This window comes from Eikenella sp. NML070372, assembly GCF_001648415.1.
Classification (GTDB): domain Bacteria; phylum Pseudomonadota; class Gammaproteobacteria; order Burkholderiales; family Neisseriaceae; genus Eikenella; species Eikenella exigua.
Window position 1 is genome coordinate 790,335 of the sequence record NZ_LXSN01000004.1, and the last position, 13,224, is coordinate 803,558.

A 13,224-nucleotide genomic window follows, 5' to 3' on the forward strand; every position below is an offset into this window, starting at 1 on the left:
ATGAAAGCGGATGGGGCGGAGTATGCATGTTTGGTTCTCGGAATGGGGATGACTGCATGAAAAACAGCCTGTTCATCAGGCTGTTACCTTAGTAGAATTGATAATAATTCTATATTTTATTTAAAAAGAAGTAAAGAAAATTAAGTATCAGGACGTGAGTTGTTGCAGTGTTGAAAATTTTGGCGGATTAGTGTGCTGTTTTCAGGTAGCCTTTTACTTTACCCGCGCCGCAAATATTCTGCCAACGGCTTGGGCAAACCATATTCCGCCGTATTGGCCCACAGGCTACCGTGTGCCGCGGCCGCCGCCACGCCGTTTGCCTGCAAAGGCGTAATCTGCAACAGGCGGTGTGTGAGGCGGTGGCTCACCAAATCCCCTTCGGCCAAATCTTCCGCGGCCACGCCGAAAGCGGCTGCGCGTTCATACAAATCATCCAGCCGCTCAAAGCAGGGCACGCAGTAGAGCCCGCCCCAAATGCCGCCGGACGGGCGTTTTTCCAGCAGCACCCTGCCCTGTTTGTCGCGCAACACCAGCCAATACAGCGCCACTTCCTTTACCTCCACCGCGCTTTTCTTGCGCGGCAGCTCGGCAATCCGCCCTTGCTGTTTGGCCAGGCAGATTTCCGCCATCGGGCAGGCATCGCAATGCGGTTTGCTGCGTTTGCACACCAGCGCGCCCAAGTCCATCAGCCCCTGCGTGTAGGGGGTCATGTCCTCGGCTGCGGGCAGCAGGCTTTCGGCCAAATCCCACAAAGCGGTTTCGAATTTTTTGTCGCCGATTGCCCCGTCTTGCGCAAACACGCGGCACAAAACACGCTTCACGTTGCCGTCTAAAATCGCCTCGCGCCGGCCGAAGGCAAAGGCGGCAATCGCCGCTGCCGTGCTGCGTCCTACGCCCTTGAGCGTTTCCAAGCTTTGGCGCGTATCAGGGAAGCGGCCGCTGAAATCGCGCACCACCTGTTTGGCCGCCGCGTGCAGATTGCGGGCGCGGCTGTAGTAGCCCAGCCCGGCCCACAGCGCGAGCACTTCGTCTTCATCTGCCGCGGCCAGCGCGGCCACGTTTGGAAACGCCGCCAGAAATCGCGGATAGTATTCCAACACGGTGGCCACCTGCGTTTGCTGCAGCATAATCTCCGAAAGCCACACCGCATAAGGCTCGCGCACCTGCCAAGGCAGGCCGTGCCGCCCGTGTTGTTTTTGCCAGCGCACCAGCCGGGTGGAGAAAGCTGTGTTCATATATAAGGCTACCTGAAACCGAAAATCCCGTATTGTATAGCGGATTAAAATGGCAATGATACTGCCCAAGCTGCCGCCGGATAGTTTTCAGGTAGCCTTCCGCCGCAATCTGCCGGTTTCCCGCTATAATCGCAGCCCAAACCAACCCCGATTGCCAGTCATGACCATCCATACCCTCTTCGCTACCTGCCCGCGCGGCCTCGAAATCATCCTCGCCCAAGAGCTGGCCGCCCAAGGCTGCACCCACATCGCCCCCACCGACGGCGGCGTATCCTGCCAAGGAAATCTAGAAGCCGCCTACCGCGCCAACCTCCACTCCCGCACTGCCAGCCGCATCCTGCTGCAACTGGCCAAACAACCCTATCGCAGCGAAGACGACATTTACCGCGCCGCCAAAAGCATTCGTTGGGAAGACTGGTTTCATGCCGGGCAAACCTTCAAAATCAAGGTGGAAGGCAAACGCGCCCGCGTGAAAAGCCTCGACTTTACCGCCCTCAAAATCAAAGACGGCCTGTGCGACCGCTTCCGCAGCAGCCAAGGCCAACGCCCCAGCGTAGATAAAGCCAATCCGCACATCCGCATCCACTCCTTCATCAGCGAGCAGCATGCCGCCATCTTTATCGACACCAGCGGCGAAGCCCTGTTCAAACGCGGCTACCGCCAAGACACCGGCGCCGCCCCCCTGCGCGAAAACCTCGCCGCCGGCCTGCTCCTGCTCGCCGGCTACAACGGCAGCCAGCCCTTCCAAGACCCCTTCTGCGGCAGCGGTACCCTCCCCATCGAAGCCGCCCTCATCGCCACACGGCGCGCCCCCGGCCTCAACCGCCGCTTCGGTTTCGAGCAGCTGGACAACTTCGATGCCGGCCTCTGGCAGCGCCTGCGCCAAGAAGCCCAAGCCGCCGTATTGCCGCAAGCTCCCGCCCCCATCGCCGGCAGCGACACTGACCGCCGCCTCATCCAAACCGCCGCCGTCAACGCCCGCGAAGCCCAAGTGGCCGGGCACATCGTTTTTCAGGTAGCCGACGTGCGCGACACCCGCCCCAACGGCGAAAACGGCATCCTCCTCGCCAACCCGCCCTACGGCGTACGCCTCGAAGAAATCCAAACCCTGCATGCGCTCTACCCCCAGCTCGGCTCCTGGCTCAAACAGCACTACCCCGGCTGGCTCTGCGGCCTGCTCACCGCCGACCGCGACCTGCCCAAACTCATGCGCCTGTCCCCCAAACGCAAAATCCCCCTCTACAACGGCAACCTCGACTGCCGCCTGTTCCTGCTCGACATGGTGCGCGGCTCCCACCGCACGCCCAAGGCAGAATAGCCGCGTTTAGGCATTCGGCAAAAGGCTACCTGAAAACCGTTTACCTGTTTCAGGTAGCCCTCTAACCCAAACGTAGCCCGCTCCTGCCCTACCCCATCTTTATATTTTTAGGCAGCCGCAGCCCGAACATCAGCGCCAAACCAACCGACCCTTGCCACCAAAAAGGCTACCTGAAAACCCTTTCCGCTATATAATCGCCCGGTTTTCTCACTCTTAAGGCTACCTGAAACCATGAAAGCCATGATTCTGGCTGCCGGGCGCGGCGAGCGGATGCGCCCGCTCACCGACACCCTGCCCAAACCCATGCTCCCCTGCGGCCGCGAGCCGCTCATCGGCTGGCATTTGCGCCGCCTGGCTGCCGCCGGCATCAGAGAAATCGTTATTAACCACGCCTGGCTAGGCGAAAAAATCGAACAAGGCCTCGGCAACGGCAGCCGTTATGGCGTATCTATCCAATATTCGCCCGAAGCACCCGGCGGGCTGGAAACCGCAGGCGGCATCGCCACCGCCCTGCCGCTCTTAGGCAGCGAGCCTTTCCTGGTGATCAACGGCGACATCCTCACCGATTTCGACTGCTGTACCGCCATCGAGCGTGCCGCCCAAATGAGCGCCCACACCCTCGCCCACCTCTGGCTCGTTCCCAACCCTCCGCACCACCCGCAAGGCGACTTCCGCCTGCAAGCCGGCGGCCAAGTTACCGACGCCGAATCCCAAGAGCCCGCCCACACCTTCAGCGGCATCGGCCTCTACCGCCCCGAGCTTTTCGCCCACACCGCCGCCCACCAACGCGCCAAACTCGCCCCCCTGTTGCGCCAAGCCATGCAGCAAGGCCAAGTGTGCGGCGAAATGCACACCGGCCTGTGGCTCGACGTGGGTACGCCTGAACGCCTGCAGGAAGCCGCCCGCATCAGCGGGCAATGGGCAGGCTGATACTGATTGATCCAAAATCCGTTTTAGCTTTATAGAAATTCCGCTTCTTTCGGAAGCTCCGTTTTAACTTCGTTGAAGCTGACTCTTTCAGGTAACCTCCTCCTTTGCTTAAAGGCTACCTGAAACCCAAACCCCTTTATCGGCCAATCCATTATGAACGCCAAACACACTCTCGAACGCTACAGCCAAGAGCAGTACACCGCCCAAGAAGCCCAGCGACTTGCCCAACAAATCATCTTCGGCCCCATCGCCTTCCAAGCCTCCCGCCTGATGGTGAAATTCGGCATCCTCGAGTGGCTCAACCGCGCCGCCGAAGGCCAAACCCTCGAAGAAATCGCCCAAGAAGCCAAGCTCAGCCGCTACGCCGCCCAAGTGCTGCTCGAAGCCTCCCTCTCCATCGGCACCGTCCTCTGCGAAAACGAACGCTACCGCATCAGCAAAGTCGGCTGGTTTTTAATCAAAGACCCCATGTCCCCCATCAACATGGATTTCGTGCACGACGTCTGCTACCAAGCCGCGTTCGACCTCGAAGCCGCCCTGCTCGAAGGCCGACCCGCCGGGCTCAAAGTATTCGGCAACTGGCCCACCGTGTATGAAGGCCTCTCCAGCCTTCCCCCGCGCACCCTCGAAAAATGGCTCGCCTTCGACCACTTCTATTCCGACCAATCCTTCCCCGCCGCGCTGGAAATCGTCTTCTCCCAACCAATCAGCCGCCTGCTCGACGTGGGCGGCAACACCGGCCGCTGGGCGCTGCAATGCGTGGCATACAACCCGGAAGTACAGGTCACCATCATGGATTTGCCCCAACAAATCCAACTGATGAAAGAGCACACCGTCAGCCTGCCCGGTGCCGAACGCATCCACGGCCACCCTGCCAACCTGCTCGACCCCGCCACCCCCTTCCCCGAAGGCTTCGACGCCATCTGGATGAGCCAATTCCTCGATTGCTTTACCGAGCAGCAAGTTACCTCCATTCTCAGCCGTGCCGCCGCCAGCATGAGTGAAAACACCACCCTCTACATCCTCGAGCCCCTGTGGGACAGGCAAAAATATGAAACCGCCGCCTACTGCCTCACCCAAACCAGCCTCTACTTCACCGCCTTGGCCAACGGCAACAGCAAAATCTTCCACAGCACCGACCTGATCCGCTGCATCGAAGCCGCCGGCCTGCAAATAGCCAAAATCCACGATAACCTCGGCCTCGGCCACAGCCTCTTGTACTGCAAGAAAGCGTAAAACAAAAGAAAGGCTGCCTGAAAAACCAAACCGCAGTTTTCAGGTAACCTCCAACCCGCATAAAAAGGAAACCACCATGCAAGCAATCAAATTAGCCCTCATCCTATCCGCCGCTACCCTGCCCCTTGCCGCCCAAGCCAAGCAGCCCGCCCGCCAAGCTGCAAACCTGCCCCGATTCATCCGTAGCATCAACCACGACGCGCCCATCAAATCCGGCCCCTTCACCATCCGTCGTGCCACCGCACAAGGCGGCAACATCCTGATTGATGCCGCCATCGACAGCCAACTGCTCCCACTGCCGCCCGCTGCCGAACGCGAGCCCACCGTCCAAGCCCTGCAAACCCTGGCCGAAGCCTCCTGGTGCGAACATCCCCAATTCCCCGCCCTCAACCAAACTTGCAGCCTCACCACCCGCTACACCATCAGCGGTGAAACCGCCCCCATCAGCATTACCATCCCTGCCAGCCGCTGCGCCCAAATCCAAAGTAGCCAAAACCCTGCCCAGCAAGAAGAAAACAGCCAAATCGCGGCCCTCATCCTCCTCATCCCCGGCATGAACCAACGCCTCCCCCTCACTGAAGACAAACTCACCCTCCAGCGCGTCCGCTTCGACCACACCGCGCGCACCATGCACAAATACCTCACGCTCAACGATCCTGAGCTCGCCAAACAGCCAGTTGCACAAATCCGCGCCAAACTGCAAACCGAAGCCCGCGCCCTTGTGTGCGAAGACCCCCTGCTCGCCCAAAGCAACCTCTACTACCCCACCACCCACCATTTCACCCTCACTGGTCACCCCGAAACCTTCAAAGCCACCATTGCCAAAAACAGCTGCACCCAAACCGAAAATGCAAAATAAGCCACCCAAATCATGCAAAAGGCTACCTAAAAATTATGTGAACTGAATAGGGGGAAATACCGTTGCCTCTCTATCCCTTTTCCTGCCGGCGGGGAGATAATGGCGGCAGCAAAGAAGCGGTGTGCTGAAAACTACTGCCCTGCCGGTAATCCCGCCCGTAGGCAGCAGCGGTTTCGCTCAACCGCCACCATTGGAAGGCCATCAGCGACAGCACTTCGCTGACTATGAATTTAGCACGGTTCTGCCCGCTGTAGTGGCTGGTGGGCGTGGGCTCAGTTTGGTAATCCAGCCCCACATAGTCGGCCACGGCGGCAGCGCGAGCGAGGTGGTAGGGGTCGCTGATGATGACAACACTTTCCAAACCATTGTTATACATTAAAGTTTTGGTATTTTCCAAATTCTGTTGCGTATCACGCGACGTGGTTTCCAGCAGGATGTCTTTATTCGGCACGCCGTGGCTGCGTGCGTAGCGGCGGGCCACTTCGGCTTCGGTCATATAGCCCGCCTTGGGCGTGCCGCCGGTGAAAATCAGCTTGCCCACTCGATTGCTGCGGTAGAGCGTGATGCCGTGGTTGATGCGCTCGCGGAACACAGGCGAAGGATTTTTGCCCCAGGCCGCCGCGCCCAGCACCACCGCTGCATCTGCCCGCCGGGAAGCGGTGCGCGTACTGTAACTGTACACCAGCCAAGTGCACCATGCGGCCTGCACCAGCAACACCAATAGGCAGAGCTTGATGCCCCGCCAAACTTGGCGCAACAGGGAACCGCGGAATATGGCCAGCATGGTGGTCTCACATATACTTACAACTCAATCAGTTAATCGAACAAGGCAATAATGTTTTCCAACGGCCGCCCGATGGCGGCGCGTTGTCGGTATACCGCAATCGGGCGTTGCAGCAATGCCGGATGTTGGTGCAGCGCGGCAATCAGCTCGTCTTGGCTCAACTCCGGCTTGTCCAAACCCAGCTCGGCATAGGCCGCATCGGCAGTGCGCATGATGCTGCGCACATCTTGGGTGCCGAGCTGTTGTAGCAGCCCTCGCAAATCGGCTTCGGAAGGCGGATTGGCACAGTAATCCAGTGTTTGCACGGCCACGCCCGGCTGCTGTTGCAGCCACTCCAAGGCGGCACGGGATTTGGAACAATTCGGGTTGTGATACAGCAAAACGGTTTTGCTCATGGGGTGCTCACAGAGAAATGATGATTTAAACAGCGGTTTGTCGGCAGAGATAGTTGATGCAATTATTTTTTCATACATAAGTAAGCTAGTTGCAGACTAGCACAAACTATACGCTAAGACGAGTCAATGCGGCAGGAAGGAATAGCTGCATCAGCATCGGTCGATTCAATTCTAAGCCACTATATCGTACAATAGCCACTCTTGTTTTCACAATTTGGAAATCTGTTTTGAAAAAATATGTTGGATTGGCCGCCCTGCTGGCCGCTGTGCCGCTGTATGCGGCAGATTTGGTGAACCATTCAGACAACCGCCCTGCCTCGCTCGATACTGGCGCGCAGAAGCGGGTGCAGGTAGTAAACGTGTGGGCGACATGGTGCGTACCGTGCCGGCGCGAGATGCCGGCGCTTTCGCAATGGTATGCCGCGGAAAAACGACAGCGGCGCGGAGTGCGCGTGGACATGGCAGGCGTGGCACTGGATAAGCCTGCCGATGTGAGCCTCTTTTTGCAGAGCGTGCCAGTGCGCTACCCAATCCTGCGTTACACCGGCAATGACAGCACCGCCTGGATGCGCGGCTTGGGCAACCAAACCGGCGCCCTGCCCTTCACTGTAATCCGCGCCCCGGCCTGCGGCAACTACCGCAAAACCCTGCTGGGCGAAGTATCGCCGCAGCAGCTCACACAAGCGGTGGAAGCAGCGGCAGTGCAATGCCGCTCAGGCTGAATGAAGCGTTCGTACCGGCTCATAATACACCCGAAGGCTACTTGAAATTGGCTTGAGCTCCGTTGAAGCCGATATTTTCAGGTAGCCTTTTCATTGTCTGTCAATTAAGCCAAAGCCTGCTCAATCAAGCTTTTCACTGCTGCCGCACTGTTGGGCAGTACGATAACGTGTTGCGGCAGGTTTTCCAACCCGGCAAGTGCGGCGGGGCGCGGGGGTTTCACTTCATGTCCGGCGGCTTCGCTGATGGTGTCGGCAAACTTGGCCGCCAGCGCGGTTTCCAGGCACACGACGGTTTCGCCCGCCTCACGCAATTCGCGCGCCACTTTCATGCCGTCGGCGGTGTGCGGGTCGAGCCATTCCCCGTCGCTTGTGTGTATGGCGCGGATAGTAGCGAGGCGGTCGGCATGGCGGCTGAAGCCGGACACGAAGCCGAAAGTGTCGCGGATGCGCGGTAGTTCGGCAGATAAATCGAAACCTTCGCCGGCCGCCACCTGCTGCCACAAGGAGGCTACCTGAACGCTGCCTCTCCTCAATAAATCAAACACAAAACGCTCAAAATTGGAGGCTTTGGAAATATCCATCGAAGGGCTGGAGGTAACGTAGGTTTTAGCGGCGCTGCGCGGGCGGTAGCGGCCGGTGCGGAAGAACTCGTCCAGCACGTCGTTTTCATTGGTGGCCACCATCAGGCGGCGGATGGGCAGGCCCATCTGTTTGGCGATATGCCCGGCGCAGATGTTACCGAAATTGCCGCTGGGCACGCAGAAGCTCACTTCTTCACTATTGCTTTCGGTGGCGCGGAAATAGCCGGCAAAGTAATACACCACCTGCGCCACGATGCGCCCCCAGTTGATGGAATTTACCGTGCCGATGCTGTATTGCTGCTTGAAGGCGGCATCGTTTTGCAGCGCTTTGACAATGTCTTGGCAGTCGTCAAACATGCCTTCGATGGCGATGTTGTGGATGTTGGCATCGGCCAGGCTATACATTTGCGCCCGCTGGAAGGCGCTCATTTTGCCGTGCGGCGAAAGCATAAACACATGAATGCCGGCCTTGCCGCGCAGGGCATATTCGGCGGCAGAGCCGGTGTCGCCGCTGGTGGCGCCGATGATGTTCAGGCATTTGCCTTCACGCGCCAGCACATATTCGAAGGAGTGGCCGAGAAACTGCATGGCCATGTCTTTGAAAGCCAGCGTGGGGCCGTTGGACAGGGCTTGGATTTTGATGCCGTCGGAGAGGGTGCGCACAGGGGTGATTTCGCGCGTGCCGAACACGGCTTCGGTGTAGGTGTTGCCCACCAGGCGGCGCAAATCGGCTGCAGGAATATCATCGATAAACAGGCTCATGATTTCAAACGCCAATTCGGCGTAGCTCAAGCCGCGCCAGTGCTGCAGCGTGGCTACATTCACCTGCGGATAACGCTCCGGCAGCATCAGGCCGCCATCGGGTGCGAGGCCCATAAGCAAAACTTCGCTGAAAGATTTGGGCGCGGTTTGCCCACGCGTGCTGACGTATCTCATAAAAACACTGTTGGAATAATAAGTTGTATAAAATTGCTACCTGAAAACAAATGCAGTGCGTTTCTGCGAAGCGAGAAAGGCTACCTGAAATCTGAAGCGCCGAAATCGGTAAATGACACCGGATCGCGGCGGCTGAGCCAATACCAGGCCAAAAGCGCGCCGCACACCGCGCCCCCCACGTGCGCCAAATGTGCGATATTGTCGCCAAACAGCGATACCCCGCCGAACTGGGCAAACAGCTCATACCCCACCGCCACCGGCACCAAATACTTAGCCTTAATCCGCATCGGCAGAAACATCACCGTGAGCGGTGCATCCGGGAAGCACAGCGCAAACGCCGCGAGCACGCCGAACACCGCGCCCGATGCGCCCAGCAGGTGTGCATAAAACGCCGTTGCCAAGCCGTCGGGCACATTGGGCAGGCCGCCGGAGAGCAGCGCCGAGCGCACCGTGGCTTCGTCCAGCCCGATTTGCTCGGCCACATTGCGCACGCCGTTAGCAATCAGGTATTCGTTCCAGCCCGTATAAAGCAGCGCCCCGGCCAAGCCGCACAGCAAATAAAGCAGCAAAAAACGCCGCTGGCCGAAGCGCAGCAGCAACATCGGCGCAAACGACCACAACACCACCATATTAAACAGCAGATGTGTGAAATTCGCATGCAAAAACATATGGCTCAGCCACTGCCAATAGCGGTAGCGCAGGTGCTCCAACGGCCACAACGAGCCGGCCAGCTGCAAAAATTCAAAACCCGGCAGCTGCATCAGCACAAACACCAGCCCATTCAACACCAGCAAGGCATACAGCACCGTAAAATCAAAACGGAATCGCATAAGGAGAGAATTCAGTCAAGCGTTAAAAACAGCCCATACTTGGGCTATTTTGGGAAAATCGGAAACACAGCTTTCAGGTAGCCTTTCAGTATCCGCAGCCAATGCGCTTAAGGCTACCTGAACCCCATCGCGCCGCATCATACCACAACCAGCCCGTTCCCCCAGAAGCCGCCGCACAGAATTTGCTATAAAATCCACCCCAATGCCTTACCACTTTTCAGGTAGCCTGCCATGCCCAACGACCTCTTCGCCCAAACCCCCGCCGCCCCCCTGGCCGAACGCCTGCGCCCGCACACGCTCGACGACGTAGTCGGCCAGCAGCACCTGATCGGCGCGGGCAAACCCCTGCGCGTGGCCGTGGAAGGCGGGCAGCCGCATTCCATGCTGCTGTGGGGGCCGCCCGGCGTGGGCAAAACCACCCTCGCCCGCATCCTCGCACAAAGCTTCAACGCCCAATTCCTGCCCGTATCCGCCGTATTTTCCGGCGTGAAAGACATCCGCGAAGCCGTCAACAAAGCCGAAATCGCCCTCCAGCAAGGCCGCGCCACCATTTTGTTTGTCGATGAAGTCCACCGCTTCAACAAAGCCCAGCAAGACGCCTTCCTGCCTTATGTGGAAAGCGGCCTGCTCACCTTCATCGGCGCCACCACCGAAAACCCCTCCTTCGAAGTCAATCCCGCCCTGCTCAGCCGCGCCCAAGTTTACGTATTGCAAGCCCTTTCCGCAGACGAACTCGCCCGGCTCACCGCCAAAGTGCTCGCCCTGCCCGAATACCGCAACAACTTCAGCCTCGAAGAGGACGCGCAAAAACTGCTCATCCAAACCGCCGACGGCGATGCCCGCCGCCTGCTCAACCTGCTCGAACAGCTCCTGCGCGCCGCCGCCGCCCGCCGCATCAGCCGTCTCAACGCCGATTTCCTGGCCGACAGCCTCGGCAGCCAAATCCGCCGTTTCGACAAAGGCGGTGAAAGCTTCTACAACCAAATCTCCGCCCTGCACAAATCCGTGCGCGGCTCCCACCCCAACGCCGCCCTCTACTGGCTCTGCCGCATGCTCGACGGCGGCGCCGACCCCCGCTACCTCGCCCGCCGCATCGTCCGCATGGCCTGGGAAGACATCGGCCTGGCCGACCCCCGCGCCCTCACCATCGCCAACGAAGCCGCCCACACCTACGAACGCCTCGGCTCCCCCGAAGGCGAGCTCGCCTTCGCCCAAGCCGTGCTCTACCTGGCCGCCGCCGCCAAATCCAACGCCGGCTACACCGCCTACAACCAAATGCGCCAATTCGTGAAGCAACACGGCAGCGCCGAAGTGCCGCCCCACCTGCGCAACGCCCCCACCAAGCTCATGCAGGAGCTCGGCTACGGCCGCGCCTACCGCTACGCCCACGACGAACCGCACGCCTACGCCGCCGGCGAAACCTATATGCCCGAAGGCCTGGCCGAGCCCGATTTCTACCAACCCGTGCCACGCGGCCTCGAAGCCAAAATCGCCGAAAAATTATCCTGGCTCAAAGATTTGGACAAAGCCGCCCCAAGCAACACCACGCAGCCGGCAGGCAAGCCGGAAGACAAAAAGGCTACCTGAAACATTTTTCAGGTAGCCCTATCCCCCGCCACAACCAAGGTAAAACCATGCGCGATCCCAATTTCTTCCTCCACCGCTATGCACCAACCACCAATTCTATAGCTTTTTTTGACATTCCCTATGACGAGCTGATCGATTTTATCGTGCAGTGGGAGCGTAAACAGGATGTAGTTAACTACCGAGAGATACCCGTTCAAAAAATTGATATTGGTGGTACATGGGAACAGCGGCTGAACAGTCTGTTGCCACTTAACCGATCCAAAGTGATGATTTCTGAAACTCAGTCCCTATGGTGCGTTTATGTTGATAACGGTATGCGGGGGACTGATATTTATTCAGACCCAAGTTATTTATGCCAAATATTAGGTGTCCATGAGGTCGCACTCACCATGGTGCGGGATATTCCAAAAATCAAACTAGGCTCAACCCAATTTAGTTATAGCGATGGCTCGAGAGCCAAAAAAATTGTTTCCGAAACAGGTTATTATTATGAAGTTCTTGGGCATTATATTGCAGCACATCGAGAAAGCCGCTGGGAGTTTGTCGAACAAGGCGAGCCCTTCCCGTTTGAAGAAGTGGAACAATACCAAGCCCGGCGCATCAAAGACCGCCTGACTCCGGAAATGGTGGAACGCTATTGCGGACACCTCGGTATTGCCTTGTTCAACCCCGATTTCTATAGCGGTCGGGCCTGTGTTTTTGAAAGTTAAGCGCACCTAGACAGCCCGAAGCTACTGCGTTTCCCCAACCAACAGCCATAGTAAGTAGACTGGGTTAGCCGCAGGTATAAGCCAACAAATAAAGTGTGGAATATTGGGTTTACCAACCCAACCTATGCTCTGCCTGATCAACAAGCTACCTGAAAAATGACTTTCAGGTAACCTGTCAATTTGTATCGTGTAGAGTGTGTGCGGAACGTACGCACGCGGTATTCCAGCTTTCCAGTATCTGCTTGCGCACCTGCTGTACACCTCTCCATGTTGCGCCAACTTTCCTGTAACAAAGGCTACCTAAAACATTTTTCAGGTAGCCTTTATCGCGGTTTGGCTGGCATAAACCCAGCCCTATACGCTTTCAGGTAGCCTTTCGATGGGCTATGCCTAGTGCCGCGGCTGGCGGTAGTTGTCGAGATCAACGATGCGTTCGAGCAGCATGTCGCACAAGTCATCCATGCCGTCTTCGTCGAATGCGCCGTTTTCGGCCACGAGGTCTTCGAGCCAATCGAGGCTGCGGCAGAGGCGCTGGTAGTTGATTTCGGTGTAGGCGGCGGGGCTGGTGGGAAGTTCGCTTTGCAGGAGGGCGAGGCCGTCGTCGCAGAGGTTGTCCCATGCGCCGAGGCGGCAGGATTCGCAGATGTCTTCGGCGGTGCGCACCATTTCGCCGGTGTCGCCGCTGCTTTCAAACAGGCGTTGGGCTTCTTTGCCGTAGGGGGTGTCTTCAAAATATTCTTGCCAGGGCTGGAAGCTGAGGCCTTCGAAGTTTTGCGGCACGAATTCTGCGGGCAGGTTGCCCAGCAGCTCGAGCAGCTCTTCGGCGCTGTAGAAGCGGCCGTGTGCGCCCACTTTTACGGGGTCGGGGATTTCGCCCCAGTAAAAGCCGCTGAATTCTTCGAGCAGGATTTGGAAGGTGTTGTCGTGCCGGTCGATGATGCCGAGGAAGTCGTGGTGCTGCTGCAGGCGGCTGAAATATTGGGGCAGCTCGGCAGCGGATACGGTAACGGGGCTGCCGCCGTCGATGTGAGCATCGTCGGTGTAGAAGGAATAGAAGATTTGGTAGGTGCGGTTCATGGCGGGGCTTGGCGAAGGGGAAAA

The 13,224-nt window shown here is 58.2% G+C and carries 13 protein-coding genes; 7 read left to right on the forward strand and 6 right to left on the reverse strand.

Annotated elements, in window-relative coordinates; all coding sequences use genetic code 11:
* Positions 1–218 precede the first annotated feature (218 nt).
* The gene (mutY, locus tag A7P97_RS05600; protein WP_067530727.1) at positions 219–1,235 is read right to left on the reverse strand and encodes an A/G-specific adenine glycosylase; all 1,017 of its coding nucleotides are present in this window, start codon (positions 1,233–1,235) and stop codon (positions 219–221) included.
* Positions 1,236–1,395: 160 nt separating this feature from the next.
* Between mutY and A7P97_RS05605 the strand changes: the two genes are divergently transcribed.
* From A7P97_RS05605 to A7P97_RS05620, 4 genes are all read left to right on the forward strand, one after another.
* On the forward strand, positions 1,396–2,553 hold the full coding sequence (locus A7P97_RS05605; protein ID WP_067530728.1) for a class I SAM-dependent RNA methyltransferase: 1,158 nt from the start codon (positions 1,396–1,398) through the stop codon (positions 2,551–2,553).
* Positions 2,554–2,784: 231 nt separating this feature from the next.
* Positions 2,785–3,483: an N-acetylmuramate alpha-1-phosphate uridylyltransferase MurU gene (gene murU, locus A7P97_RS05610; protein WP_067530729.1), complete on the forward strand. Its 699-nt coding sequence runs from the start codon at positions 2,785–2,787 to the stop codon at positions 3,481–3,483.
* Between the two features lie 153 nt (positions 3,484–3,636).
* Complete coding sequence (locus A7P97_RS05615; RefSeq protein WP_067530730.1) at positions 3,637–4,719, forward strand: methyltransferase; 1,083 nt, start codon at positions 3,637–3,639, stop codon at positions 4,717–4,719.
* A gap of 76 nt (positions 4,720–4,795) precedes the next feature.
* Entirely contained in the window at positions 4,796–5,578 is a 783-nt protein-coding gene (locus A7P97_RS05620) for a hypothetical protein (RefSeq protein WP_067530731.1), read from the forward strand.
* A 70-nt stretch (positions 5,579–5,648) separates the two neighbouring features.
* Here the strand turns inward: A7P97_RS05620 and A7P97_RS05625 are convergent, their stop codons facing one another.
* Together A7P97_RS05625 and arsC are read right to left on the reverse strand one after the other, a co-directional pair.
* Positions 5,649–6,362, reverse strand: a complete 714-nt coding sequence (locus tag A7P97_RS05625; RefSeq protein ID WP_231865660.1) for a YdcF family protein — start codon at positions 6,360–6,362, stop codon at positions 5,649–5,651.
* Between the two features lie 32 nt (positions 6,363–6,394).
* Complete coding sequence (gene arsC, locus A7P97_RS05630) at positions 6,395–6,757, reverse strand: arsenate reductase (glutaredoxin) (protein WP_067439670.1); 363 nt, start codon at positions 6,755–6,757, stop codon at positions 6,395–6,397.
* Positions 6,758–6,984: 227 nt separating this feature from the next.
* Here arsC and A7P97_RS05635 point away from each other — a divergent pair, with 227 nt between their 5' ends.
* Complete coding sequence (locus tag A7P97_RS05635; protein ID WP_125080193.1) at positions 6,985–7,479, forward strand: TlpA disulfide reductase family protein; 495 nt, start codon at positions 6,985–6,987, stop codon at positions 7,477–7,479.
* 104 nt (positions 7,480–7,583) lie between these two features.
* Here the strand turns inward: A7P97_RS05635 and thrC are convergent, their stop codons facing one another.
* Both thrC and A7P97_RS05645 read right to left on the reverse strand, forming a co-directional pair.
* Complete coding sequence (gene thrC / locus A7P97_RS05640; RefSeq protein WP_067530732.1) at positions 7,584–8,996, reverse strand: threonine synthase; 1,413 nt, start codon at positions 8,994–8,996, stop codon at positions 7,584–7,586.
* Between the two features lie 80 nt (positions 8,997–9,076).
* Entirely contained in the window at positions 9,077–9,826 is a 750-nt protein-coding gene (locus A7P97_RS05645; RefSeq protein WP_067530733.1) for a rhomboid family intramembrane serine protease, read from the reverse strand.
* Between the two features lie 231 nt (positions 9,827–10,057).
* On the opposite strand from A7P97_RS05645, the gene A7P97_RS05650 reads away from it, so the two are divergent.
* Positions 10,058–11,413, forward strand: a complete 1,356-nt coding sequence (locus tag A7P97_RS05650; RefSeq protein ID WP_067530734.1) for a replication-associated recombination protein A — start codon at positions 10,058–10,060, stop codon at positions 11,411–11,413.
* Between the two features lie 47 nt (positions 11,414–11,460).
* Positions 11,461–12,123: a hypothetical protein gene (locus tag A7P97_RS05655; protein WP_067530735.1), complete on the forward strand. Its 663-nt coding sequence runs from the start codon at positions 11,461–11,463 to the stop codon at positions 12,121–12,123.
* Between the two features lie 390 nt (positions 12,124–12,513).
* Here A7P97_RS05655 and A7P97_RS05660 read toward each other — a convergent pair whose 3' ends face one another.
* Positions 12,514–13,200, reverse strand: a complete 687-nt coding sequence (locus tag A7P97_RS05660) for a hypothetical protein (protein WP_067530736.1) — start codon at positions 13,198–13,200, stop codon at positions 12,514–12,516.
* Positions 13,201–13,224 lie beyond the last annotated feature (24 nt).

Excerpts from the sequence above, each read along its gene's own strand:
- mutY (WP_067530727.1), bottom strand. The coding sequence starts at position 1,235 with ATGAACACAGCTTTCTCCACCCGGCTGGTGCGCTGGCAAAAACAACAC.
- A7P97_RS05605 (WP_067530728.1), top strand. The coding sequence starts at position 1,396 with ATGACCATCCATACCCTCTTCGCTACCTGCCCGCGCGGCCTCGAAATC.
- murU (WP_067530729.1), top strand. The coding sequence starts at position 2,785 with ATGAAAGCCATGATTCTGGCTGCCGGGCGCGGCGAGCGGATGCGCCCG.
- A7P97_RS05615 (WP_067530730.1), top strand. The coding sequence starts at position 3,637 with ATGAACGCCAAACACACTCTCGAACGCTACAGCCAAGAGCAGTACACC.
- A7P97_RS05620 (WP_067530731.1), top strand. The coding sequence starts at position 4,796 with ATGCAAGCAATCAAATTAGCCCTCATCCTATCCGCCGCTACCCTGCCC.
- A7P97_RS05625 (WP_231865660.1), bottom strand. The coding sequence starts at position 6,362 with ATGCTGGCCATATTCCGCGGTTCCCTGTTGCGCCAAGTTTGGCGGGGC.
- arsC (WP_067439670.1), bottom strand. The coding sequence starts at position 6,757 with ATGAGCAAAACCGTTTTGCTGTATCACAACCCGAATTGTTCCAAATCC.
- thrC (WP_067530732.1), bottom strand. The coding sequence starts at position 8,996 with ATGAGATACGTCAGCACGCGTGGGCAAACCGCGCCCAAATCTTTCAGC.
- A7P97_RS05645 (WP_067530733.1), bottom strand. The coding sequence starts at position 9,826 with ATGCGATTCCGTTTTGATTTTACGGTGCTGTATGCCTTGCTGGTGTTG.
- A7P97_RS05650 (WP_067530734.1), top strand. The coding sequence starts at position 10,058 with ATGCCCAACGACCTCTTCGCCCAAACCCCCGCCGCCCCCCTGGCCGAA.
- A7P97_RS05655 (WP_067530735.1), top strand. The coding sequence starts at position 11,461 with ATGCGCGATCCCAATTTCTTCCTCCACCGCTATGCACCAACCACCAAT.
- A7P97_RS05660 (WP_067530736.1), bottom strand. The coding sequence starts at position 13,200 with ATGAACCGCACCTACCAAATCTTCTATTCCTTCTACACCGACGATGCT.